Raw genomic sequence first — 24,883 nt, 5'->3', positions numbered from 1 at the left:
CACTTAATGATTGATCATTGGTATCCGTTGGAGATACAGCAATAAATATCCTGGTAGAAAACCCACTTTAGCCGACTCATAGCGCTGATTTCATACTTCCTTTGCATTGAAACGACCAAATTGAGATACAGTAAAAATCCTCCGAGCCCACAGCATCTTCATAGAGAGGAAATTTTTACTGGACACTTGGATTATTCATACTCTTTCTTTTACACTTAATTATCAGCTGGTCTGGGCAGCAATGAAGGGAGTGGGCCCTCATTGGTCATGCTGCAATTAAGGAAAGTTTCGGAATACCAGTTAAATGTGTTCAGTAACTATTGACACTGCCACTATGTGGAGGTATAAATTTGGGTAGGTGGGAATGATTCCTAGTGCCAAATGTGATTAGATCTCACTGCCGTAACAATGTCTTAGCAGACTCTTGATGTGTAACACAGTGACGTAGACTAGACATCACGCCAGATCAGCGTTGGCGATTTGTCGGAACAATGAGACGTATACCAACTTATTTACATCGGAGGCAGTATGGCGAAGCTCAAAGAACTGATTCGGCCTGAAGATATTACAACCTGTGATTCTACACAGCAGATGATCGTTAAAGCCAGGAAAGATGGTGTAGAGTTGTTTTTTGATCGGGCAGAGAACATGCGTCCATGTCCTATTGGTAGTGATTCTGCATGTTGTAAGAACTGCTCCATGGGACCATGTCGGCTGAACACCAAAGACCCGTACTCCAGGGTCGGTATTTGTGGCGCAACCATAGACACAATTGTAGCCAGAAACTTTGGCCGAATGGTTGCTGCGGGAACAGCGGCTCATACAGATCATGGCATGGCGATGCTTGACCTGTTTCGTGGAGTAATTGAAGGTACCGTAAAAGATTTTGAGATCAAAGATCCAATCAAATTGCGTGAAGTTGCAGAGTCTCTTGAAATTCCAACCGAAAACCGGCCATTGCTTGACATAGCAAAGGATCTCTACAAAGAGTTGGAGCGGACCTATACCCAGGTTGATGGCGAGATTCCACTTGTTAAACGTGTCCCACCCGAAACCCTTGAGACGTGGAGGCAGGAGGGCATTGTGCCCCGTGGTGCAATGCGTGAAATTATGGAGATGATGCATCGTACCGCGATCGGTGTCGATCAGGATTACGAGAATCTGACCAAACAGATTTCAAGGACTGCGCTTGCCGACGGTTGGGGTGGCTCAATGGTGTCGACGGATATCTCAGATATTCTTTTCGGTACCCCAGCTCCGGTGGAGGTTGAGGTGGATATGGGGGTCTTGAAAGAAGATCAGGTTAATATCATCGTTCATGGCCATGAGCCGATTCTGCTGGAATCAATGATTGTCTCAGCAGGCTCTCCCACTCTGAACAAGAAGGCGGTAGAGGCTGGTGCGAAGGGGATAAACCTGGTGGGAATGTGCTGTTCTGGCCTTGATGTGCTTTCGAGACACGGCATTCCCCATGCAGGGAACTTTTCCTCCACAGAAGCAGTGCTCGTGTCTGGCGCCGTTGACGCCATGACCGTCGATGTGCAATGTATCAAACAGGATCTTCAAAGAGTCTGTGAATGCTACGACACAGTATTTATTACAACCAATTACAGAGCAAAAATTGAAGGTGCCCGGCATATCGAAATGAACGAGCATGCTCCGCTCGAATGTACTGACGAGATAATTATTCAGGCGATAAGCCGCTTTAAACAAAGGTCCAAAGAAATTCAGATTCCGAGAAATACTGCCAAGGGAATTCACGGATTTTCAAACGAATACATTAAATATATGCTCGGAGGCTCGTTTCGGAGCGGATATGAGCCGCTGAACGCAAATATAATCAATGGTCGCATCAGGGGAGCAGCCGGAGTGGTGGGCTGCACCAATCCTCGTTCAAAACAGGATTTCTCGCATGTAGAACTGGTGAAAGAGCTTATCAAGAATGATGTACTGGTCGTGCAGACAGGTTGTTCCCAGATAGCGCTGGCCAAGGCAGGGCTTACTACCCCGGGCGCTGCAGCCCTGGCGGGGCCAGGCTTGGCTGAAGTTTGTGAAACCGTTGGGATTCCACCTGTTTTAGGACTTGGTGCTTGCGTGGATAATTCGCGAATACTGATGATTCTGGCAGAAATGGTTAAGACAGGCGGGCTGGGTAATTCCATTGCGGATTTACCGGCAGCCGGCTGTGCTCCGGAATGGATGAGCGAGAAAGCGATTGCAATTGGTCAGTACTTTGTCGCTTCAGGTGTTTATACGGTGTTTGGGCATACTTTCCCGATGACTAAGGGTACTAAATTCGAAAAACATCTTTTCAGCGAACTTGAAACCAAAGGTTTTGGAAAGTGGGGATTTGCAGATGACCCTATAGCCATGGCGCGGTTGATGATTGCCCACATAGACAAAAAAAGAATGCAACTTGGTATCGACAAGGGGCAGGAGCGGGTTCTGATGGATATGGCAGACAGACGGGCACTGGAAGATGTATAATTTTATCAGATGTGACAAGGTGGAAGGACCATGTTGAGTCCTTCCACCAGAAATATGCCTGGGCAACCGTTTGTGCAGGGTGTGCTTCGGGTGCTGTTTGATGGTGGAGGATGTCATGAAGGTTTTCGCTGGCAGATATAGCTGGGATGGCAAAAAACATGATGAGCAGGAACCTGTAGCCTGGTTTCCAGGCTCATATAACCTGAAAATCTTCAGACTCGCAGACAGAGGGGTTGGTGTTCGTCACTTAAAACCATACATTTGCATCTATTCAAAGACTGGTGACGGAATGTCCATCTCTGAGAATCCGGAAAAATTTGCCAAGAAAGTCTGCAGCGACTTTTCGATGGAGATTGAGAAGGTGCTATGGGCAGAGGAACTTGGAGATAACAGTGGTGATTTTGATGTGGTTGTCTTTACCAGAAGCGGGAAAATGGGGAGTACCTCTTTTTATAGCATGGAAAAGAGAAAGCCACTTAAAGGGGAAAAAAAGATCATAAAAAGCCAACTCAAGGAGTTGGGGTCTGCGTAAAACAGCTGTAATGATGTTGAGGTACTGTACCTTTATTGAACCAGAGAGAGCTATTTCACAAAGGTTGTTGCGGGCAATCTCATAGGAGCAAATGAGATTGCTGTAAAATTATGTTGAGTTTCAACAAACTACAATGAAAGGAGGCATCTGCATGAGTGATCAACATTGTCCTGGCTTTGAGGCCAATAAGACCTTGAATGAGGTCAAATTGAAATGCCCTGAATGCGGTGTTACTATTGAAATCTTTTCGGATGAAATCGATAAAACTATTAAGTGTCCGGAATGTGGAGTTAAAATAACACCCAAGGATGCTGTGTCTATGTAAAACGATTTTCTGATTACACCTCTTACACCCAGTAAGAACTGATCAGGGGTTGGATGTGAGATGGCGGGCGCATAGGCAGTGTTCAGTATGTGCCTGATGCTCAAACACCATTGAGCACAGTATTGAAAACATGCTTTGATGTAGTGTCACTCCCAACCCCTCTCAAATATTGAGGTGAGGAATTGGTGGTAATTGGACTCGTTCATATTGATCCCTCATCTAAAATGTTCTTTTTGTGATGGGGGATCAATACCCTCTAGTTTAGCACTCTCCTTTCTATATCTCTTGTACCAGCGCATTTTCAGCCTTGTACTGGTTGTCGATATTACGGTTTGATCCTGATTAAGATGAAGTTCAACTTGCTATCAGGGCTTTTGCGGCTGTCTCTTATCTTCCTGAAATTGCGAGGTTAATTTTTCTGTTTGAGCATATCACGTAAATATATGAAATTTATGAAATTGCTTGATATTGGGTTGGCTTTACGCTAGGTTGACGTAAGAATTTGGTTCAACGGTGGTATGAAGTTTTTTGTGGTGCAAACGTTACACAAGGGCTGATCACTTTGAGACAGATCTATTTTCTCAATGTAGCTTTCAAGGTTTACATTTTCCTCCAGGCGGTCAGTCGTTTTAAATGTTTTGCTGTGCGATATGTGCGTATAAACAATTGCTTCCGCACATCTGTGAAACCAAGTTTCCGTTGGCAGTGGTAGGTGTCTTTTAGGGAGTTTTGATTTTGATGAGGAGAGAGATGGAAGCAACTAATGCACTCGAAAGTGGGCCTAAAGGTTTTACGATTCTCTATAGGATCTTAACAGCAATGATGCTGATTGCCGTCATTCCTATTGGGGGGTTGTGGTTCATCAGTATCCACAAGGCGAAACAGGATTGGACGGAGAATGTTTTTCAGGCCCTGGTTCAAGATACTTCGGCCTTGGCGAACAGGGTTGATGAGTGGACTGAATTCAATCTGAGACTTCTCGAGCAGAACAGTAAGTCTCCGGCAATGTTGAGTATGACTGCCGAAGGACAGAATCCGATCCTGAAGTCTATCCAGGATACCTATGACTGGGTGTACCTGGCCTTTACTGTACAGCCGGATGGCGAAAATATCGGCAGGAGTGATGGCAAAGAAACAAAATTTTATGGTGATCGTGATTATTTCAAACAGGTTATGGGTGGGAAAACTATCGGCAAACAGCTGTTGATGGGCAAGACCTCGGGAAAACCTGCTTTAATCCTCGCCAAACCTATACTTTCTGAAAGGCAAAAGATTCAAGGTGTACTCGCCATCGCCATGACACTGGAAGATCTTTCAAAGGCGGTGACAGAAACACGAATTGGCAAGACCGGATATGCGATCTTGCTTGATGAAAACAACCGGTTGCTTGCCCATGGTCTCGGCAGGGTAAAAAACCAGCTACAGGATATGAGTTATCATCCTGTCATGCAGTACAGAGAGAAACTTGCAGGGAGCAATTTTGTTTTTACCGAGAGGGGCAAAAAGATAGTTGCCTATAAATTTAAAACCAGAATGGGTTGGAAGCTTATTGTTCAGCAGGACTATGATGAAGCCTACAGCTCTGCTGTTAAATCGAAAAACCAATCACTTATTCTGCTGGCCGCAACGCTGGTGAGTGTGGTGCTTATGGCCTACCTGCTCGCTAATCATCTGGCAACACCTATCAGGAGATTGACGAAAATTGCCGATGATATCAGTAAAGGCAATCTAAGTGCAGATATTGGCGAAAGGGATAGAGGAGATGAGATAGGGGCTCTTGCGAGGGCAATTGAACGCATGGGCGTAAGTTTGCAAATGGCATTTGACAGACTGCGGAAGAAGAAATGAGCCATGACGAGAGTATTGCATTTGCTGAAATTGTTTCTCTGCTGAAAAGATATTGTGCCGATAAGAGATCAGGCATGATGTACATCGCGACCGATGCCAATCAGTCGGCGCAACTGGTTCTGAACAATGGGGAGATCAGCTATATATACTTCTTCAATAAACGTGGTGATGAAGCCCTGCGGTTGATCCCCGAAATTAAAATGGGCCGGGTTCGATTCAGTGACGGTGGTGCACCGGAACTTAACTGTGAGTTGCCTGATACCGAAGAGATATTACGCTATCTGTCGGCGGTAGCCGGGCTGGGGCCTGCGATTGAATCGAGGACCTATGCAGGTGGTATGTTGAACGAGGACCAGAAAAAAGCACTTGAAGAGGGCTTGGCAATCTTTATTGGTCCTATGGCCACAATAATCTGTGAGGAGCATCTGGCAGACGAGCAGGATTTGGCTACAGCCATTGATAAACTGGCACAGGAGATTCCCTCAGATGAGCAGGCTGTTCAATTTGGCTCTGCAATGAAGAATAAGTTCTCACTATAACGATTGAGCACCCATGACCGGAATTGAAAACCACTCCTGCGAAAGGAGTGGTTTTCACCCTCCGCCTATGATCCGGTTGTTTCGGCAGAGCCATTCAGGTGTCCCGAGATGACTTTTTCTGCAGTATCTCTTCCTGTTGATGTTGCCAGGGTGTTTGGCAATTTTTGCAGATCTTCAGCAGAAACCTTACCAGCTTTAATCTGTTCATCAATTTCCAGAATACGTTTTGCGTCATAAAGGGTTCTGATTTCCGGAGATGATGCGAAATCAGATCGGGTCAGGAGGCCAAGAAGAGAGTGCACTTGCTGTCTCAGCGGAGGCTCGGCCCCAGCTTTGATGAGCAGTTGTTCGACCGTAGTCTGTTTCATTTCGACCTGGTCATTACTCTCCAAGCAATGAACCTCAAGCAGGTAGGCAGCACATAATGTCGGACCAAGGGCCGCCCCTTCCGTTATGGCTATGGGCTCAGCATAACGTGCTAATCTCATCGATCTGCCTATTCGCCTAAAATCACTTCGGAAAAATCTCTTCATTTCAATTGCGACTTTATCTTTAAGAAGGTTGTCGCTGGAAATGACCATTCCTTCGGGGAGAGTCCCGACGCATTGCTCAGCAAATTGACAATAGCTGGCACAACCAAAATCCATTTTCGGGTTTACAAAGCGATGTCCGCAGGAGTGGCACTTTCTCTGGGTGTCATCCTTGTAAAACTCAACGATACTGTTGCACTGTGGGCAGTTGACGTCATAGATCGCTTCTGCATCCCAATACTGGGTATCCTGGCCGGGGCATCGCATATCTACCTCTCTGGCAAAATTCGATAATAGTGGCAGAAAACATTTAAGCGTTTTCTTATTCTATGACAACTCTACAGGAAATCAACATTGAGGTAATTGACCTGAATCAAAAAAAGACGAATAAAAAAGGGTGAGTCGCTAAACTCACCCTTTTGGTATTTGCTATTCTGACTCCCCCTGATCTTCAGCTTGAAAAGCCCAGCTTCAAGAAGTGAGGCGAGAGGGACAAGGGGATAGGGATATTAAGATTTTCCATGTTAACCATGTTTTTCAACGTTGGCCTGAGGTTGCCCTCGCAGTGTCATAAACTCGGGTGACTGTCGGGACCTGTAGTTTTCTGACCAGTGCCGACAATATCTTAGAGGCAGACACCGCCTGAGTTGATGACATATTCGGGTGGAAATGTTTTTCAGGCAGTGATGGTTTCTTCCATCATTTGCTGAACAGCGAGCACAGCGGGTGAAGAATCATCAAGCTCCATAAGCGATCGCTTAGCCATGTCGAATTCGAGCAAAGCCGGGTCATTCGGAATCGTTCCAACTATTTCCACCCCGATTTCATCGACTTCTGCCATGAATGCCTCACCTAAGGTTTCCGGAGCCCGGGTAACTACAATGCCGAGCCGCACAACTTCGAGTTTCAGGCTGTCGAGCATCTCGTAAATACGGCGAAGAGCGCGTAAACCACGCAAAGAGTAATCGGTTACCAGGTAGAGCATATCGACTTTGCCGGAGGTCCTTCTGCTTAGGTGCTCCATGCCGGCTTCGTTGTCGACGATCAGGTGTTTATAGCTGGCGGCGAGACGATCGGTAAAATTATTGAGAATATTGTTGACCATGCAATAACAGCCCTGGCCTTCTTGTCTGCCCATTACCAGCAAATCGAAAGTTGACCGCTCGATGAGGGCCTGCTCAACAAGTGTTTCCAGATAGTTCACCTTATCCATACCGGAAGGGACACCTTGCGGGTCGCGCATATAGTTTTCCCGGATATCTCCTACAGTGGTCGGTACCTCGACTCCCAATGTTTCCCCGAGATTACTATTGGGGTCGGCGTCAACCGCGAGAATCGGTGTTTGACCGGTATTGGAAAGATGACGAATAACGAGGGATGCAACGGTGGTTTTCCCAACGCCGCCTTTGCCAGCAAAAGCTATAACTTTACCCATACTATCTCCGTTCCAGGTTGAAAATGACACGTTGTACTGCACCGGCAGGAAGTTTGGTGTAGAAGTATGGCATGCTTAGAATTGACACGCCATCCATCTAAAACAGCGACATCCTTCCGGGCAAATATAAAGACGAAGAGCGATTCTCTTTTGTCACTCTCCGCTCCGGTTAACCCGACTGTCTCATGAGTCATTCGGGTCAAGTCATAGATAATACCATTCATGGAATTTATGAAAGTAAAAAGCCACCCCGGCGGATAAAAGGATGGCTTTTAATTCATCTATGTTAAAGCGAGAAAATCTATGGAGCTCAGGTAGTTGTTTTGACCTTTTTACGACTCTTCTTGGGCTCGACCGGGGGACCGAGCAGGGATTGTAACGAATCAATGTCATCACTGCTGATGGTCTGATTATCGGGCAGGCCAAGAGTGGTGGGTGGAAGTCCCAGGCATAAACCGAGCAGTTGCGGATACAACAATACGGGGAAGGGCGTATCGGTAGCTTTATCCGGCTGTTTTTTCAGGTTGTTGACCTGGGCGATATCACACTGAAGATAGCAGTATGCGCAGATCGGCACGATAAAATCAACTCCTGCTGCCTGGGCTCCTTTGATTTTTTCATCGAGTAAACTGTTGGCGAGTTCATCATTGATGCCGGCCAGGGCCGCGCCGCAGCATTCGAGCCGCCCTTGCCAGTCGATGCTCTTTGCCCCTGCAGCCTGCATGAGCGAATCGGTAATCGCAGGTACAAAAGAGTCATCGAAATTGGTGATTTTTCGTGGTCGCAGAAGATGACAGCCATGAATCACTGCGCAATCGAGTTTGGTGTATCGGTAGTGGAGTTTGGACTTGATGGTATCAATACCAATCTGGTCATGGAGGATGGTCAGGAAATGTTGCACCTGCGTCTTGCCCGTATATTCCAGACCTTCTCTGGCCAGTACCTCATTGAGTTCAGCGGCAAGAGCTTCGTCATTTGCGAGTACATGCTGTGCTTTTTTCAGGCTCTGGAAGCAGCAGTTGCAGAGCACCATGATGTCGAGGCAGGCTTTCTCAGCCAGGGCGAGATTTCTTGCTGAAGGCAGAATATACGATTTTTCATCGACATTACGCATTGGATAGCCACAGCAGTTAAAATCGTTTTCCACGTGCAGCTCAACATCAAAAACTTTCAATACAGCCTCTGTCGCCGTTGCATATTGCTGTATGCGTATTGGGATGTTACAGCCTTGAAAAAAAGCGTATTTCATGAGCGTTCTCCGGAATCAATTTTCTTCAATGCAGCGTTTTTCAAGTTGTAAAAAATATCGGTGAGTTCAACCTGGTTGGGGCAATGTTCCTGGCACAGGTAGCAGGTCGAGCAACTCCAGATCATTTGAGAGCCCATGGCGACTTCACTGTTACCGATTCCGAGGCTGTAAATGAGCTGATGTGGCAGCATATCAAGAGACTCGACAGGATTGCTGTAACTGCGGACCACGGGGCAGATGTTGGTGCATCGCTGGCAGGAGTAACAACTTTTATAACTGTCATTCAGCATGCCTCCGGCTGGTGAGAGAGACAGTGGCAGGGCAAGGTCCGTGAGTTTTTGGAAGGTTCTGCGAAATATTTCTTCAACTGCCTTCAGCGCCTTGAGATGACTGTCTGGATATCGTTGAGCAAGAGCCAGCGGAAAGGAAAAGTGGCTGATCAGGGTCTTTTCGGGTATGCCGTCTTCCAGAAGCGCGTAACGGGCATTGATGAAGATACCTTTAAGGTTGATTCCGGATGGGCAGATCTCGGTGCACCTGTCACAACTTGTGCAGACGTATAACCCTTCCTGGAGTTGCTTGCGGGTTTGCGGGTCAATCGGATTGCCGGCTGCCAGATGCTTGAGAAACTGCATCTTCTCTGAAGGAAGGATGAAATCATTTTTAAATGATTCGAAAAACATGGAAGAGGAACATTCTGTAGAGCATGATCCGCAGTGGGTGCAGGCAGACAGGCCAACCATCTGACTGGTAAGTGTGTTGGCGAGACCGGGCCCCTCATTCTCTTCTAATTCTTGGGCGCCCGGGCCGACTACGCTTCTTGAAAGAAGGCTGACCGGTGCGGAGATGATATGAAACATCTTGCTGAACGGCAGCCAGGCGAGGAAGGTCAGACAGAACAGTACGTGGAGAAAATAGAACAAGCCTACCGCTGTACTGTCGCCAAGAATCATGGCAAAGGGACGCGTTATACCCTTAAGGCTGTAACTGGCAAAAGCGGAACTGTTTGAGGCGTGGCACTCAATACAGCTGAAGCTGTTCGCCTCGCGACCAAGCTCAATCTGCGCGGCTGGAATTTGGCCAGAGATATTCGGTGAAACAAGACCATTCTCAGCGACCCAGAACGCCTCAACATTGGCAGCTTCTGCCTCGTCGAATGCACCATACTCCTCCATCATCGACTGGAAAACAGTGTAGGAGGATATGCGCGAACCTTCCAGCAGCATTCCTGATAAAATAATTACCCCAACCAGAATCAAGGCAGCCCAGTCACTATTGTAACTTATGAGACGCTTTGACTTGAGCGTGATTCTTCTGAAGACCGCGATACCAATGCCAGCAATAACCATTACTCCGAAGAGGTTACGGAGAAAGAGATATGGGTTCAGGGTAGAGACGTAATTCGTAAAAAGGTTGGCACTGATTACCGACTCCATGGCGTGCATCAAAAGAAGCAGTATGAAACCAGCAAAGATGAGGCTGTGCGCGGTCCAGCGAAGGAGTGATTTCTGCATTATCCGCTTTTGAAAAAGCAGATCGGTGAATATCGATTTGATGAGCGAGATGACCTTGCCGCTGAAAAGAGTGGCAACAACAGCTTGCAGGGCCCAGGTTAGTCTTTGAAAGGGTGAAATAGAGAATGATGGCGGATGAATTCCCTGGGAAAACCATGCGTAGAGTCGGAGCGCCAAACCTACCAGACAGGTGAGAACTGCTAGTGTCAGAAGTATGTTGAAGTTCATAATAGGTCTCTCTACCCTCTGTTATGTTCGTGGTTGAACTTGTTAAGGCTTCACAAAAAACACGCTATGTAATTGGTTATATATTCCTTTCGAATACTGATTACATCTGTGTAGTTGTGCTGCTGGATCCCTCCGTTGTCTTTTCAGCTGGCTAGGTAGTTTTAGATGTATGATATAGTTTCAAGGGCTTATGGTTCAGCATTGGAGTTGATAAAAAAGATTGAGGTAAACGTTTGTCAGAGGCTCCTTGATTTATAACGTGTATTGTTTGCCAAATCCATATTCTTATAAAGTTTTTTGCATAAATATCTAAATTTGTATAGGGATTGATCAAGCTTCTAAGGGAATAGGTTGTTTAAATATCTTTCTTCTAACTGCCAAAGTTGTATGAGGCTTTTATCATTGGAATTCTGTCAGCCATTAAATTACACCTGGCGAGCCCTGTGGGACGCTTATTACCCCTAATCTTTAGCTTGAAAAGGGGAGGAGAGAGGTGTGAGGCGTGACAGATGGGCAAATGTTTTTTCTTGAATAGATTCATTAGGTCGTGTTGCAGGAAACGCTTCCTGAAGGTTAATATAGTACACCTTTCCACCTAACTCCTTGCTCCTCACGCCTCTTGCTTCGTGAAGCAGCGCGTGAGGGATAATCAGGAATATCTATCAACAGATAGAGCAATATGGAAAATCGTCGTTAACCGGTTCTTCCGGAAGTTCGAGAACAATTGTCGTACCGTCATCGCCCGTTTCCTTGAGGTAAATTTCTCCTGCGTTTTCCTGCATTATGCCATATGCCATGCTGAGTCCGAGACCAGTACCCTTACCGGGTTGTTTGGTGGTAAAGAAAGGATCAAAAATCTTCGAGCGAATCTCGCTGCTGATACCGTCACCGGAGTCCTTAATTTCAATAAAAGCTTTGAAGTCTTCGGTTTTATAGGTTGTAAGGGTGAGGGTGCCATTTCCTCCCATGGCGTCGAAGGCGTTCAGCAAGAGGTTGATAACCACCTGACAAAGCTGATTCTTATCTGCGTTAACAAGTATTGGCCGTTCATCGTAATTCTTGATAATTTTGACATTGATAAAGAGTTTTTGATCCCGGATCAGGCCCAGACTTTCATTGACCATATTGTTGAGATAAAAAATAGCTCGTGACGGGCTGGTCTGTCGTGAGTAGGCCAGCAGGTTTTTGACAATCGAGGTGCAACGCTCTGCGTCCTCAAGAATAAAACGGAGATTCTCAGAAAACGGGTGGTCAGACTCAAGCGCGTTATACATGATATTGCCGTAAAGCAGAATCGAGGTGAGCGGGTTGTTGATCTCGTGGGCGACTCCGGCAGCAAGGCGTCCGATAGATGCGAGTTTTTCAGAGTGGGCCAGTTGGACCTCTGTTTCCTTGAGCCTTCTGGCGACAGCGTGCTTTTCACGAAGGTCATTGAATATGGCTGCGGTGGCTGTCTCTGTACCATCCTCGTAAATTATGGCCGCAGTCATTTCCACAGGGATCGATTCACCTGATCGAGAGACTATTGCCACGTTGGTGACAGGGAGTTTACCCCGGCCGCCGATGGACTCATCACGCAGGTCCTCCATTATTGCCCGCGCCACGCCGGGGGGGTAGAAATCCTCAATGCTTATTGATTCTTCATCCAGGAGTGAATAGCCGAATAACTTTTCAGCTGCTTCATTGACCAGAATGATTTCCCCACTACGGTCTGCTGCAACAATGGCGCTGACTGAGCTTTGCACAACCTTATCGATCAACTCCCGCATTTTTGAGTATTTTCGCTCAAGATGCTTGATTTTACTAATATCCCTGATTGATTCAATGATGTATTTTACTTCGCCGTTATCATCGAGGATGGGGGAGAAGAAGCGTTCTTCCCACTTGAGGTTACCGGAAAGATCTGTAGATTTTATCTGGATCGATTGTGTGGTGCCGGTTTCGACCGCAATTTGATGGGGGCACCGTTCAGTGGTACAGGGCAGAAATGAGGCGAGGAGCTGATTGTTTTTTTTATCATAACAGCATCGGCCTGCCAGTTCTTCACGACTGGTTTGAAATCGTTCGTAAAAAACTTTGTTGGCGGCAATAATCTCTCTTTCCCTGTTCAGTATCAGGGTAGGATGAGAGAGCGAATCAAATATTCGTATCCGCCAGTCGAGTTCGTCCAAAAAACGTTCCATGCCAGTAACAACTCCATAAATGAGATTTAAAGGGTGTTCAATTTCGCAGCAGGTCTTTTCTGGCTTTGGGTTCAGGAACTACAAATGATGCTGAAAGTATATTTCGGGCTTCTTCGGCTTTGCCTTCCTCCACTATCAGATAGACACTGGTGCCGGTACAACTCGCGGCATAAATCAGTATATCGCTTTGAGCCAAAGTGCTGAAGGTTGCTTCGGCGATTCCATACCTGTCCTGAAAGTGGGGGCCATGAAAGGAGAGCAATTCGACCTTGTGAGGTTCGCGTACCAACACATCCTCGGATGTAGCTGCAATCTGGCAGAATATTCTGACAACGGTATCTGCATCTTCGTTGTCGGTGGCAATACAGAAACGATATCTGCGTTCAGAGTCCTGCTGAACCAGAGTCATGGTGAAACCTTTATTATTGCGGGCTAACTGGTCTGCACGTTCACCTGCGGCCTCAAGCTTGTCAAACGGCAAGTCCAGTTCGATCAGGGATATGTTACGCTTGATTTCATAGCCATAAACCCGTACTACCGGTTCCCAATATACTGCAATCGTTTCCAAATCGTACCTCCATGAAGCTGAGGGAGAAAGTATCAGGGGCTGATCTGTCGAATGCGAAATTCCTGACGAAATGGCGAGTGATTATCCGGCAGATCGAGAACCTTCGCTAAAGCTGATAGTGCAGCGTCGTATTGGCTAAAATCAGTCAGGATGGACAAGGCCGAGACGGAAGTACAGAGGCCATTAATTGGCAGTCCATCTCCAACTAATGTTGAGAGAACCTTACCTAATAATGAAAAATTATGTTTGTGGGGGTATATGCTCAGTGCCCCGACGGTTGAATGAATCGTAATATTCTTCCCTGCCGGTTTCATTCCCGTAAGCGCGGCGAGGGTGGTATCTGTATATTCGGGGAGTGTGCAAAAGTTGGTTGTAACGGAACTTTTTTCAGCGTACAGCGATTGGCTGAGAAAGAAAATGTTGATCTGTTGACGGGAAAGTGTGCGGAGTGCCGAAAGCAGGGCGCACGGCTGGTGTATGCGGCGTGAGTACTTGAATAGAACAAGCTCGGGGCTGAGCTTTATTCCGCCAACACTGAGACGATTCTCTGTTCTTGCAAGCTCTCTATCCATGGACCTCCATAGTGGAGATGAGCGGTTTTAGAGGTTTTCATGCAAAAAAACGAAAAACGAACACAACCCGCGAATGTCACATGTTTATGGAAAATGCGGGATTACGTGCTGCAATTTGAAATATATCAGAAAAACTGCTGCAGGGTATGGACTTGCCTCTACCGCTGCAGCAGTTGTACTACTGTGTAAAGTCACCTGTAGAGCGAACTTTATATACTACAGATTGTCACGAACTATCCCGACGAGTTTATCCAGGTCAATCGGCTTGGAGATAAAATCATCAGCGAGGGTAGTCTTGCCCCCCAGATGGGTATAGTTGGTGGTACCGATAGCCTCGGTAACAGCGGTTAACAGGACAATATTGATATCCTTGTAGTCGTCTGATGTTTTAAGTTCATCACACAGAGTGTAGCCATCCTTTCTGGGCATCATTACATCGAGCACCATGAGATCGGGACGTTCTTCCTGAATCCTGTCCATAGCCTCAATGCCATCATACGCCTTGGCTACCCGGAAGTGTTCATTTTCCAGTTTCATGGAGACCATTTCCACGAGATCTGTATCGTCATCTACGACCAAAATCAGTTGCTTATCGCTCACGTGTACTTCCTCCTTGCACAAGGTTGAATTGATATCATCCTAACACGCATTTATACTTGAGGGCGTGGCAGAAGTCCCGCTCTTTCGCAAATTTCCTCAACTTTTTCTTCCCATTCGATAGCCATGATATGGAACCCGGCGACGCCCTCGATCTTTTTGATGCGCTCGATAGCCTCAACGCAGATCTTGACGCCTTCTTCAGGCTGTTGCTCTTTAGGAACAGACGCCATGCGATCGACAATCTCTTGAGGAACGTCCATCCCCGGCACTCTGTTCTTCATGAAACGTGCGGCACCGACAGATTTAATCGGTGTAACACCAGCCATAATGTAGGCTTTCTTGTGCAGACCCATTTTGCGTACGCCTTCCATCCACTCTTCAAACTTGGGAATGTTGAAGATGCACTGGGTCTGGATAAAGTCAGCCCCGGCGTTGATCTTCTTGGCGAGACGCATTACACGAAGCTCAAACGGATCGGCAAATGGGTTGGCGGCGGCACCGATGAACATCTTGGGCGCACCCTTGATTTCGGCTCCACCCTGGAATTTGCCTTCGTCACGCATATCTTTGACCATCTGGATCAGCTGGACAGAGTCGATATCATGAACGTTGGCTGCCATTGGGTGATCGCCAAATTTGGTATGATCGCCGGAGAGACAGAGCATGGTATCTATGCCAAGAGAGTAGGCGCCAATGATATCTGCCTGCATGGCCAGACGGTTACGGTCACGGGTTACCATCTGCAATAAGGGATTCAGCCCTTCTTGTTTACAGATGACGGAGGCAGCAAAGCTGGACATGCGTACCATAGCTGTCTGGTTATCGGTGATGTTGACGGCATCGACCACACCCTCCAGGTATTTGGCTTTCTCCCGGACCTTATCAGGCATCGCTCCGCGTGGGGGACCACATTCCCCGGTAACTGCAAGATGGCCTGCTGCGAGTACTTTTTCTAATCTGCTCTCAGTTTTCATTCTGCCAAGTCCTCTCTGATGATCTTACGGGGTCCACTGCCATAACCGGTACGCCAGTCTTTTGCAGGATTAATCTTTACAAAGTTTTCGGTCTGACCGAGAGCCTTGAGGCGATCCCAGATCAGCTGCCAGGCGCAATCGACCTCGGGGTCGATTTCGCAGCTGCCTTTCGTTGAACCACCACAAGGACCATTCATCAATTTCTTGGCACAGCGAGCGATGGGGCAGATGCCACCGGTCTCGCCAAGCAGGCAGTTACCGCAGCCCTGGCATCTTTCGGCCCAGACTCCCTGCTGCTCCGAGGCACCCATGAACTTGGTGTTTACAGCAGGGAAAACAGGCTTGTCTTTATAGCGACCGGCCAGGGTCTGTACGCCACAACCGCAGGCCATGGACATGATGGCATCGGCCTCGTCAGCCATGGTGATCAGTTCTTCCACATATTCAGGGTCGCACTGGCGCTCCAGGGTGTGTTCCCGTATTTCAATATTCTTGCCTTTCTGCAACATGGACATCTGCAGACCCGAGGCGAGTAAGCCGACTTCTTTGCGTCCACCGGCGGCACAGACGGTGACGCACTCGTTGCAGCCGACAAGAAGAATCTTCTGGTAAGGTGAGATGTACTCAATCAGTTCTTCTAGAGGTTTACGTTCAGCGGTGATCATTGTAATTCACTCTCCTTCTTGGTTTTACCTGCCATCACGCCGCCTGCCCTTTAAGCTGGGCGGTGGCGACATTGATCGGGCTCGGGCCGAGCTCGCGAATTTTTTCCGTCATCTCTTTTGCGGTTTCCGCAAACTGGTTTCCCATGCCGGCCGACATACGGTACATGGCCAGACGTTCAGGGTCGATACCCAATTCATCAAGATATTTCTGAACGTATTTGACCCTGTTTGCAGCCTGGTCGTTCCCTTTCTTGAAATGACAATCTCCTTTCAGGCAACCGGCCACATAGACCCCGTCGGCGCCTTTTTCAAAGGCCTTTACCAGGTGCAGGGCGTCTACTTTGCAGGAGCAGGGTACCCGAATGATTTTGACATTGGAGGGATAGGCAATACGCTGGCTACCTGCCATATCCGCCGCTGTATAGGCACAGTAGTGGCAACAGAAAGCCACAATTACCGGTTCAAAAGTTTCCATTATGCGTTCACCTTCAGAAAGAGTTCCTGGAGTTTGGCGAGTATGCGGTCATCCTCGAATTCCATAAGCTGTATGGCCTTGGCAGGACATTCTGAAGCACAGGCACCACAACCCTGGCACTTGGCCGGATCAATCTCGGAATAGCCGTCTGCGTTAATGAACGGCACGTCAAAAGGACAGGCGCGTACACAAACCAGGCAAGCTGCACATTTATCGCCGTCAACCCGTGCCACCCGTGCGCCAAGGTTGATGGTATCCTTGGTCAGCATGGTGAGCGCTCTGGAAGCAGCAGCTCTGGCCTGGGAGACACTCTCGCGAATGGACTTCGGTGAGTGGGCGGTACCGGCGATAAAAAAGCCGGGTTCAGGGAGGTCAACCGGTCGCAACTTGATATGATCTTCAAGGAAATAGCCGTCGTGGGTCCGCGGCAATTTGAAGATCATCGCAATCTCCTCGTTGGTGTCCTGATCGGCGATCAGGCCGGTGGAGAGACAGAGCTGGTCGGCGCTTACGGTAATCTCTCTGCCCAGAAGCGGGTCGGTGAAGGTTACGTCGATCAGGCCGTCGGCCTCGGCTACCTGTGGCAGGTTGTCGAGGTCGTAGCGGACGAAGATGACACCTTTTTCTCTGGCCTTGCGATAGTACTCTTCCTGGAAACCGTAGGTGCGCATGTCGCGGTAGAGTACGAAAATTCTGGCCTCCGGGTTGATATCAGTTATCCGCAGAGCATTTTTGATCGCATTCTGGCAACAGATGCGTGAACAATTTGGATTATCCTCGTTGCGGGAGCCAACGCATTGGATCATCACGACGTTGTCCCAGCTTTTCACCAACTCAGGAGTTTCGTCGAGAATGTTCTGAATCTCGATCTGGGTACCTACCTTGTCAGACCTGTCGAGCAGGTACTGATCCGGGCGGTTTGGTTTGGCACCGGTGGCAAGGATTGTCACGCCATGGGAGATCTGGCGATAGAATAACTGCTTGCCTACCTGCATGCCGGTCTTGAACATGCCGGGCATACCGGTATGGTCGACGATAAGAGCACGGGTAATAACCTCGATGTTTTCGTGACTATTAACCTTTTCTATCAATTCTGCCAGGAATGCTTTAACGTCGGCACCCTCGAGGGTCTTGCTGAGCATACTGGTTATACCGCCAAGCTGATCAAACTTCTCTGCCAGATATACCTTGGAACCCTGATCAGCCAATTCGATAGCAGCGGTCATACCCGCCACACCGCCGCCTACCACGAGGGCGTCTTTGTTCATCGGCAGGGTCTGGTCGGCAAGAGGTTGTGCCTTTAATACGCCGCCCACAGCCATCTTGATAAGATCTTCGGCCTTGGCGGTCGCTCTTGCGGGATCACCTGGATGGACCCAGGTTGCCTGCTCACGTATATTGGCGATTTCAAGCAGATACTTGTTGAGACCTGTGGAACGGAGCAGATCCTGGAATTTCTCCTGGTGGGTGCGTGGGGAGCAGCCGCCTATAACAACGCGGTTTAATCCCTGCTCCTCGATGGTAGCCTTGATGGTTGCCATCGATTCCCTGCTGCAGCCATGCCCGACAGCCTGGGCCACGGCAACATTGGAGATCTTGCCGGCGCTCTCGACAAGTTGTTCAACATTGACGGTATTACCTATATTCTCACCGCATTCACAGACAAAGACACCAACTTTGGGTGCTTCATTTGCAACTTCGCGCTCGGCTGGGAACAGTTCTGAGGCATGTTTGGTTTTCTTGACGGACTCGACATCGCGAGAGGCCATACAGGCAGCGGCACTTGCCTGGATCATGGTCTCGGGGATATCTTTCGGCGCCTGGTAGGCACCACAAACATAGATACCGGGAACCGAGGTTGCCTGCGGGTTGAACGACTCGGTTTTAGGAAAGCCGTCGCTGCGCAGTTCGATACCCATCTTTTCGGCCAGCACCTTGACGTCGTCACCAACCTTGAAGCCGGTGGAGAGAACCACCATGTCGAATGCTTCGTCATGCTGCTCGGTTGACCCGTCGTTGGTGTAGGAGAGCAGGAGTTTCTCCTCGCCTTCAGGCTGGAGGATACTATGTGGCCGGCTATGTACGAAACGAACGCCGAACTCATCTTTGGCGCGGGTATAAAGCAACTCGTAGTCTTTACCGAAAGTACGCATATCCATATAGAATATGGTCGCTTCAATATCGTCACCGAAACGCTCCCTGGTAACCATGGCTTCTTTCATGGCGAACATACAACAGGCACTGGAGCAATGCTCACCGGCACCTTTTTGCAGACCGCGTGAGCCGATACATTGAATCCAGGCGACTTTCTTTGGTGGCTCACCATTGGAGGGACGAACCAGCTTGCCCTGGGTAGGACCGGATGCAGAAAGAATACGCTCGTACTCCAGGCTGGTTACCACGTCTGGTTGTGTTGCATAGGCCAGATAGTCGAGGTGGCTCGGATCAAAAAGAGATGCGCCGGGGCTGAAAACGATAGCTCCGCATTTCAATTCCTGATTGCGACCGATATCGTCCGGGTTGATAGCGCCGGCCGGGCACACCTTCATAAGTGCTTCCACATCGTCGCATTTAGTCAGATCGATGGCGAATGCCTGTGGAGTGGCTTGCGGGTACCGCATGCAGGTAGGCGCGCGGTGATCGAGACCGGGAGTGAAGGTTACGCACTCCGGAAAAGCCTTATGGCATTCACCACAGGCTGTACATTTATCAAGATTGACGTATCGTGGGGCAGTGGTAAGGCTGACGGTGAAGTTGCCTTTTTCGCCTTGAACGTCGGTGACGCTGGTGAGTGCCAGTAGATCGATATGATCCTGCCTGCTGCTCTCAGAGAGATTGGGAGCCAGTGTACAGAGATCACAGTTATTGGTGGGGAAGGTTCTGTCCAGCTGGGTCATAAGGCCGCCAATAGCGGGGGCCTTATCCACCAGCACAACATCCTTCTCCGCCTCGGCAAGATCAAGAGCAGTACGAATACCACCCATGCCTCCACCGATAACAAGTACCTTGTTGCTGCTTTGAAGTTTATTTGTGTTCTGCATTTCTACCCTTCATTTGCACAGGTTACGCAGGGTTAAACGAAATAATCGGTCAATCCTTCTGCAATATGCCGCCTCTAATTACATTCCTGCCGCGTCCAGGATCTCAGGCAGCTTGTGTTCCCAGCCGAGCGTCTGCACCAGCACGCCTTGGGTCATTTCACGTAATGCTGCAATGGTCTCACCTGCAATCTTGACCCCCTCCTGGTCGCGGTTGGGGGATTTACGGATACGGTTGATGAGCTCATTGGAGATTTGGGAGCTGGGTTCCGTGGTGGCTATGTACTGGGCTATAGCCAGTGACTTGATGAGAAATACGGTCGGAATAACAGGAACGCCCAGTTCGCGAACCTTGGAGTAAAAGCCACTGAAGTGCGTTATATCAAACACCGCCGGGGTGATGACAAATGAGGCACCTGCTGCCACTTTGTCTTTGGCCAGTTTGAGTTGCTGTACCATTTGCGCTTCATCGGCAAAAGGTTCGATAGTGCAACCGGTGGTGAATGTGGGAACGCCGTCAAGTTCGAAACCTTCCATGTCCTTTCCACGCTGTAGTTGAGCAATGCCTTTCAGCAACTCAACTTCGTTGAGGTCATTGACCACGACAGCTTCAGGATGGTCTCCATTTTCAATATCCTCGCTATGGGCAACAATAAGGTTCTGGATACCAAGTACATGGGCCGCGAGAATGTCACCCTGCAGGGCCATTCTGTTGCGGTCACGGCAATACACATGCAGAATTGACTCGATACCCTGCTGCTGCATCAGCACGCCGCCGGCGATGCTGCTCATTCGCATAATACCGTTGTCCATGTCCGGGATGACAACTCCGTCGATCTTCCCTTTCATTCTGCGGGCGTCATTCACCAGCCTTGAGATATTCACCCCCTTGGGTGTGTGCATCTCGGCCAGAACAACAAACTCGTTCGCTGCTAATCGCTTTTGAAAACTCATACGTTTCTGCTCCCTTCATTCCTGTAAGTTGTGATCAGCTCCAGGACATTGGTGAAAACATCGTATGGCCACTAAAAAAGAGCTGTTTCGGGGTGAAAAACGTCTACGTCTTTTAAATCTTCTCCTAAATATTCCCGCTCATTGGGACCTAAAATTCCCAGCGAGAGGCAGATGAGTGTCCAGAGATGGACAGTGCTGTATGTTCCGCCGAAATGATGGCCGATGTCATGGACCTGAGCGTGACAGTTATGGCAGCCGGTGATGCAGTAATCGGCTCCGGTTTCGATAATCTGGTCGAACTTCTTCTTGCCGTAGGCCCTGCGTTCTTCAGGGTATCCAGACTGCAGGAAGCCACCGCCACCGCCGCAGCAGTAGTTGTTGGATTTGTTTGGTGTCATCTCGATGACATTTTCTTCACCGACCACTGATTTTATTACAAAACGGAGGTCATCGGCCACAGCGTCACCATAGCCCTTTCTGACGATCTGACATGGATCCTGGATGGTGAACTTGATCTTGCGATCGCGGTTCCAGTCGGAGTTCACCTTGAGTCGACCCTCACGGATCCACTTGGCGTAATATTGATAGATGGATGCAACTTCAAAGTTATGCTCAACACCGAATTTTTTCAGTCCGGCCCGGACTGAGAATGTGATGTGTCCTCATTCCGTATTGAGAAAGACTTTTGTCCCCAACTCGTTGGCCTGGTTGGCCGAGACCCGGGTAACATGCTCCCAGCATTCATTGTCGGCCAGGAACAGGCAGTAATTTTCTGCCGCCCAACCTTTGGAACCGTACGTCCAGTCTACTCCTGCCAGGTGCAGGATCTTCCAGAGCGGTACCAGTTCATCCGGTTCGGTTACCGGTTCACGGGAGTTCTGATTCAGGAAAAAATGGGCGCCGGGTTTATCAATGGGCGCTGCCATATCCTTAAACTCGGGCTGTGATTCCTGATATTCGGCCAGAACGTCTTCGACCACGAAGATGAAGTCGTCGGGAGCGGTTCCCATGGCGCTGTTGGAGGGGTTCCTCAGGGCCATGTCGCAGGAGTCGCGAATACCCTTGGGGCGTTCATCACGCGGCCAGCTGGCGCGGGCGTTGAAAACCAGTTGAGGAATGTCGATTTGCATGGGGCAGACGTAGATACATCTCTGGCACATAGTGCACATCCAGACCCATGGTGATTTGGTTGCCTCTTCATCCATGCCCATGGCACACATGCGCAGGAATTTGCGCGGATCCATGTCTGAAAGTCCCGTAGCCGGGCACCCTGAGGCGCAAGCGCCACAGGTGAGACATAGATTGAGGTTCCCGCCTGTCGGCAGGATCTCCTTTACCTGGTCGATGAAGAAGCTCTCTTTCTTGCCTTTGATTTTGATACTGCTTTCTGCCATAAACTCAATCCTCTTTCTGCCCTGCCCGCGTTATGGAGCAGGTAAATTCGATTGTCAGTCAGAACAAAAAACATCATTTTTCAGGCTGCTATGGCTGATATCACCATTATGTTGTTAGTTGACCTCCGTTTTATATTTCTGGGTTTTACTGAATACTCTGCATGCGCGAATCGTTTAAGCATGCTTGATAAGCGTCTGTGATACTCTCACGGGCGCTGGAAGGCGGGATCTTTTCAGGGGGAGTGTGATCTGGGATAAGCCAGTTCAGGGATACGGAGCATAGCGGTTCGGTAACGCTTGCAAATGCGAGCGGAAGAGAACGGGAAATATGATAGTTGGTTACATACCATACCGCTGGTGTCCGTTAAGTGTCATCAGTGTTGGAGACAGTTGTCGGCCCAAACATGGGGGGACAATTATCTCATATCTAAGTTGGCCTGTTTCCTGCCATAACCAATGAGGCAGAACCGAATTTACTGAGAGGATTTTTAAAAGTCAATTGTTTAGATTAGGCTGTAACTTACTACAGGGGCTTGAGAAAACGGAGCCGAGCGACCGATCGTCAACGCGCGGGTGAGCTGCAATTCAGTAGTTTCGGGTAATTAGGATTGTGTTGGAATTTTGCACCAGAAAAATAATTGATAAATAGAGCTGTATATCAGTAAGAGTTATGAAATTACTAAATAAATCTGAATGAATTTTCGTGGCAGCAACGTTTGCACAATTGGTCGAAAATGTGGTGCCAGGAGTGGTTCTGTGGCACCACAAAAGGGCTAGGCGCGGGTGAAATCTTTAATGCGACCACTGCCCTGGTATTGAGCGTTCCGGATCTGTTTTACGTAATTGAGGACGATATCCCACTTGTTGAGAGGGCTGATCAGGTAAATGCCATCTATCATGGTGGCGACCTGGTCAATCAGTTGGGCAGTAAACTCAAGTGCGACCTTGCGCTGGTCGGCAACCTGGTCGTACCTGGCAAGTTGCTCACGCACTTTTGACGGGACATGGATTCCTGGAACTTCGTTATGTAGAAATTCCGCATTGCGAAGGGAGATGAGTGGAAATATCCCAGGGAAGATCATGGCATTAATGTGGGAAGTCTTCTCCACCATCTGCGATATCGCTTCAGCCGAAAATAGCGGTTGCGTCATAACAAAGCGGGCCCCGAGTTCAACTTTCTTTTCCAGGCGGCGAATCTGGAAATCGGGGTTTTGCGGCCTGAAGCTAAAGGCTGCACCGATGGAAAAATCAGTATTTTTTTTAAGTGATTTCCCTGCCATGTTGGCACCATTGTTGAGACCGTTCAGCATGGAGATAATGCCGTGGGAGCGTAGATCAAAAACGCCGCTTACGCCAGGCTGGTCGGTGCCTGTGGCTGAGTCGCCGGTTACCCCGAGAACCGCAGGGATGTCGAGCAGGTGTGCTTCCATCATCCGGGCCTGAAGAGCAAGCGCATTGAGGTCCCGCCCGGTCTGATGAAGAATGGTTGAGATTTTTGCCTGTTTCTGAATAAGCGAGGCGAGACCAAGGTTGCCGGTTCGCAGTATCGCCAGGGGGTTCTCGGCAAGGGATATGGCATCGGTACCTGCCTCGGCAAGTTTTTCAGCCCCTGTCAGCACATGTTCGATGTCTAGATGGGTGGGCGGGTCAAGTTCCACAATTATTGGCAGGCGATCACCGGTAAGGCCAGCCAGAAATTTGCCTGGCCCGGCAGTTCTTTCACTGTCAGGTTCAGTAGCGGCCTGCGCTACCGCAGAGTGTGCCGTTGGGCGGACAGGTTTAATTTTGAGGACCGATTTGAATTGCTGGATATGAGCAGGTGTTGTGCCGCAGCAACCGCCGATAAGATGGACGCCGCCGCGTATCATCTCGGCCGCTTTTTTGGCCATGTAGTCCGGCTGGGCCGGATAAATGGTTCTGTGTCCTATCATCTCCGGCATACCGGCATTCGGGAAAGCGGAGAGAATAGCCTTGCCACCGCCTGCCTGGGCCATTTTTCTGATCGCGGTAGCGGCGGTATCGACGCCACGGCCGCAGTTGGTGCCGATAACATCGGCTCCGGCACGAAGCATCGCTTCACCGCAATGGAGGGCGTCCTCCCCGTGGGTGGTGGTGCCACCGGTCGGGAAGACCATCTGGGCAATGATGGGCATATCCGTAACAGTTTCTTTTGCCACTTCAAGAGCAAGCAGCATTTCGTCGAGACTGCTGAAGGTTTCGATAATGAATGCGTCGACTCCGCCTTCGGCAAGACCCAGGAACTGTTCCCGAAAAGAATCCCTGATCTCATCTATGGTTGTCTCTTCATCGATAAGCGGAAAGCGGATCCCAGATGGGCCGACGGAACCTGCGACAAAGACTTTGCCGCCAGCGGCCTTTACCGCAATTTCAGCGCCGGCCCGGTTGATTTCCCGTTGCGAATCGCCAAAACCCATTGGTTCGAGTTGATAGCGACTGGCGCCGAAGGTGTTTGTCTCTATGAGTTGGCTGCCGGCTCGAATGTACTCTTCATGGGCGTTATGTACCGTCTCGGGAGACTGCAAGTTGAGCAGGTCTATGTTCTTGTCCCGGCTTACTCCGCACTGGTAAAGGTAGGCACCAAGTGCGCCGTCGCCGAGGATGACCCGGTCCTGTATATATTCAAGAAAATTGGGCTTCATGCTGATTCTAATCAAGGAATTGGGGGAAAGCCGGACTAATTACTGCGAGCAGGAGCAGACAGCTGGGGTGTGACCAGACACAGTGAGGAACGCGCGGCAGAGAATTGTGAGTT

The 24,883-nt window shown here is 49.0% G+C and carries 20 protein-coding genes; 5 read left to right on the top strand and 15 right to left on the bottom strand.

All coding sequences use genetic code 11. The features are described 5' to 3' along the window. The first annotated feature begins 528 nt into the window (after positions 1-528). From cooS to FCL45_RS17395, 5 genes are all read left to right on the top strand, one after another. A complete protein-coding gene (cooS, locus tag FCL45_RS17415; RefSeq protein WP_136799038.1) occupies positions 529-2,487 on the top strand; it encodes an anaerobic carbon-monoxide dehydrogenase catalytic subunit in 1,959 nt (652 codons plus the stop codon). Between the two features lie 115 nt (positions 2,488-2,602). Next, positions 2,603-3,019 carry a hypothetical protein gene (locus FCL45_RS17410; protein WP_136799039.1) on the top strand — a complete coding sequence of 139 codons (417 nt, stop codon included), beginning with the start codon at positions 2,603-2,605 and terminating at the stop codon, positions 3,017-3,019. Positions 3,020-3,170: 151 nt separating this feature from the next. Beyond that, positions 3,171-3,344, top strand: a complete 174-nt coding sequence (locus FCL45_RS17405; protein WP_167495862.1) for a TFIIB-type zinc ribbon-containing protein — start codon at positions 3,171-3,173, stop codon at positions 3,342-3,344. 750 nt (positions 3,345-4,094) lie between these two features. Further along, positions 4,095-5,192, top strand: coding sequence for a HAMP domain-containing protein (locus tag FCL45_RS17400; protein ID WP_167495863.1), 1,098 nt, complete (start codon positions 4,095-4,097; stop codon positions 5,190-5,192). Then, positions 5,189-5,731: a DUF8082 domain-containing protein gene (locus FCL45_RS17395; RefSeq protein ID WP_136799041.1), complete on the top strand. Its 543-nt coding sequence runs from the start codon at positions 5,189-5,191 to the stop codon at positions 5,729-5,731. The genes FCL45_RS17400 and FCL45_RS17395 overlap by 4 nt, the downstream gene beginning before the upstream one ends. Before the next feature lie 65 nt (positions 5,732-5,796). On the opposite strand, the gene FCL45_RS17390 is transcribed toward FCL45_RS17395, so the two are convergent. The 15 genes from FCL45_RS17390 to FCL45_RS17320 form a co-directional block, all read right to left on the bottom strand. Next, on the bottom strand, positions 5,797-6,528 hold the full coding sequence (locus FCL45_RS17390; RefSeq protein ID WP_136799042.1) for a phosphohydrolase: 732 nt from the start codon (positions 6,526-6,528) through the stop codon (positions 5,797-5,799). Positions 6,529-6,937: 409 nt separating this feature from the next. Beyond that, entirely contained in the window at positions 6,938-7,696 is a 759-nt protein-coding gene (locus FCL45_RS17385; RefSeq protein ID WP_136799043.1) for an ATP-binding protein, read from the bottom strand. A 310-nt stretch (positions 7,697-8,006) separates the two neighbouring features. After that, positions 8,007-8,945 carry a CoB--CoM heterodisulfide reductase iron-sulfur subunit B family protein gene (locus FCL45_RS17380; RefSeq protein WP_136799044.1) on the bottom strand — a complete coding sequence of 313 codons (939 nt, stop codon included), beginning with the start codon at positions 8,943-8,945 and terminating at the stop codon, positions 8,007-8,009. Then, positions 8,942-10,687: a 4Fe-4S dicluster domain-containing protein gene (locus FCL45_RS17375; protein WP_136799045.1), complete on the bottom strand. Its 1,746-nt coding sequence runs from the start codon at positions 10,685-10,687 to the stop codon at positions 8,942-8,944. Before FCL45_RS17375 ends, FCL45_RS17380 begins: the two co-directional genes overlap by 4 nt. A 662-nt stretch (positions 10,688-11,349) precedes the next feature. Beyond that, entirely contained in the window at positions 11,350-12,870 is a 1,521-nt protein-coding gene (locus FCL45_RS17370) for a PAS domain-containing sensor histidine kinase (RefSeq protein ID WP_136799046.1), read from the bottom strand. Positions 12,871-12,907: 37 nt separating this feature from the next. Then, complete coding sequence (locus FCL45_RS17365; protein WP_136799047.1) at positions 12,908-13,438, bottom strand: ACT domain-containing protein; 531 nt, start codon at positions 13,436-13,438, stop codon at positions 12,908-12,910. 32 nt (positions 13,439-13,470) lie between these two features. Beyond that, positions 13,471-14,010: a hypothetical protein gene (locus FCL45_RS17360; RefSeq protein ID WP_136799048.1), complete on the bottom strand. Its 540-nt coding sequence runs from the start codon at positions 14,008-14,010 to the stop codon at positions 13,471-13,473. A 216-nt stretch (positions 14,011-14,226) separates the two neighbouring features. After that, entirely contained in the window at positions 14,227-14,610 is a 384-nt protein-coding gene (locus FCL45_RS17355; RefSeq protein WP_136799049.1) for a response regulator, read from the bottom strand. A gap of 50 nt (positions 14,611-14,660) precedes the next feature. After that, entirely contained in the window at positions 14,661-15,584 is a 924-nt protein-coding gene (locus FCL45_RS17350; RefSeq protein WP_136799050.1) for a methylenetetrahydrofolate reductase, read from the bottom strand. Continuing rightward, positions 15,581-16,249 (bottom strand): methylenetetrahydrofolate reductase C-terminal domain-containing protein, encoded by a 669-nt coding sequence (locus FCL45_RS17345; protein ID WP_136799051.1) that lies wholly within the window; start codon positions 16,247-16,249, stop codon positions 15,581-15,583. Before FCL45_RS17345 ends, FCL45_RS17350 begins: the two co-directional genes overlap by 4 nt. 34 nt (positions 16,250-16,283) lie before the next feature. Further along, entirely contained in the window at positions 16,284-16,724 is a 441-nt protein-coding gene (locus FCL45_RS17340; RefSeq protein ID WP_136799052.1) for a hydrogenase iron-sulfur subunit, read from the bottom strand. Next, entirely contained in the window at positions 16,724-19,765 is a 3,042-nt protein-coding gene (locus FCL45_RS17335; RefSeq protein WP_136799053.1) for an FAD-dependent oxidoreductase, read from the bottom strand. The genes FCL45_RS17340 and FCL45_RS17335 overlap by 1 nt, the downstream gene beginning before the upstream one ends. Positions 19,766-19,843: 78 nt before the next feature. Beyond that, positions 19,844-20,716, bottom strand: a complete 873-nt coding sequence (locus FCL45_RS17330; RefSeq protein ID WP_136799054.1) for a methylenetetrahydrofolate reductase — start codon at positions 20,714-20,716, stop codon at positions 19,844-19,846. A gap of 71 nt (positions 20,717-20,787) precedes the next feature. Continuing rightward, positions 20,788-22,110, bottom strand: coding sequence for a (Fe-S)-binding protein (locus FCL45_RS17325; RefSeq protein WP_136799055.1), 1,323 nt, complete (start codon positions 22,108-22,110; stop codon positions 20,788-20,790). Between the two features lie 773 nt (positions 22,111-22,883). Further along, complete coding sequence (locus FCL45_RS17320) at positions 22,884-24,770, bottom strand: bifunctional homocysteine S-methyltransferase/methylenetetrahydrofolate reductase (protein ID WP_136799056.1); 1,887 nt, start codon at positions 24,768-24,770, stop codon at positions 22,884-22,886. Positions 24,771-24,883: the final 113 nt, after the last annotated feature.

The organism is Desulfosediminicola ganghwensis (genome assembly GCF_005116675.2).
Lineage (GTDB): Bacteria > Desulfobacterota > Desulfobulbia > Desulfobulbales > Desulfocapsaceae > Desulfopila > Desulfopila ganghwensis.
The sequence above is the reverse complement of the archived record's forward strand: the minus strand, read 5'-3'. Positions and strand labels throughout refer to the sequence as shown.

Bases quoted from the DNA above. Each gene is read 5' to 3' on its own strand.
- cooS (WP_136799038.1), top strand. From the start codon at position 529: ATGGCGAAGCTCAAAGAACTGATTCGGCCTGAAGATATTACAACCTGT.
- FCL45_RS17410 (WP_136799039.1), top strand. From the start codon at position 2,603: ATGAAGGTTTTCGCTGGCAGATATAGCTGGGATGGCAAAAAACATGAT.
- FCL45_RS17405 (WP_167495862.1), top strand. From the start codon at position 3,171: ATGAGTGATCAACATTGTCCTGGCTTTGAGGCCAATAAGACCTTGAAT.
- FCL45_RS17400 (WP_167495863.1), top strand. From the start codon at position 4,095: ATGGAAGCAACTAATGCACTCGAAAGTGGGCCTAAAGGTTTTACGATT.
- FCL45_RS17395 (WP_136799041.1), top strand. From the start codon at position 5,189: ATGAGCCATGACGAGAGTATTGCATTTGCTGAAATTGTTTCTCTGCTG.
- FCL45_RS17390 (WP_136799042.1), bottom strand. From the start codon at position 6,528: ATGCGATGCCCCGGCCAGGATACCCAGTATTGGGATGCAGAAGCGATC.
- FCL45_RS17385 (WP_136799043.1), bottom strand. From the start codon at position 7,696: ATGGGTAAAGTTATAGCTTTTGCTGGCAAAGGCGGCGTTGGGAAAACC.
- FCL45_RS17380 (WP_136799044.1), bottom strand. From the start codon at position 8,945: ATGAAATACGCTTTTTTTCAAGGCTGTAACATCCCAATACGCATACAG.
- FCL45_RS17375 (WP_136799045.1), bottom strand. From the start codon at position 10,687: ATGAACTTCAACATACTTCTGACACTAGCAGTTCTCACCTGTCTGGTA.
- FCL45_RS17370 (WP_136799046.1), bottom strand. From the start codon at position 12,870: ATGGAACGTTTTTTGGACGAACTCGACTGGCGGATACGAATATTTGAT.
- FCL45_RS17360 (WP_136799048.1), bottom strand. From the start codon at position 14,010: ATGGATAGAGAGCTTGCAAGAACAGAGAATCGTCTCAGTGTTGGCGGA.
- FCL45_RS17350 (WP_136799050.1), bottom strand. From the start codon at position 15,584: ATGAAAACTGAGAGCAGATTAGAAAAAGTACTCGCAGCAGGCCATCTT.
- FCL45_RS17345 (WP_136799051.1), bottom strand. From the start codon at position 16,249: ATGATCACCGCTGAACGTAAACCTCTAGAAGAACTGATTGAGTACATC.
- FCL45_RS17340 (WP_136799052.1), bottom strand. From the start codon at position 16,724: ATGGAAACTTTTGAACCGGTAATTGTGGCTTTCTGTTGCCACTACTGT.
- FCL45_RS17335 (WP_136799053.1), bottom strand. From the start codon at position 19,765: ATGCAGAACACAAATAAACTTCAAAGCAGCAACAAGGTACTTGTTATC.
- FCL45_RS17330 (WP_136799054.1), bottom strand. From the start codon at position 20,716: ATGAGTTTTCAAAAGCGATTAGCAGCGAACGAGTTTGTTGTTCTGGCC.
- FCL45_RS17320 (WP_136799056.1), bottom strand. From the start codon at position 24,770: ATGAAGCCCAATTTTCTTGAATATATACAGGACCGGGTCATCCTCGGC.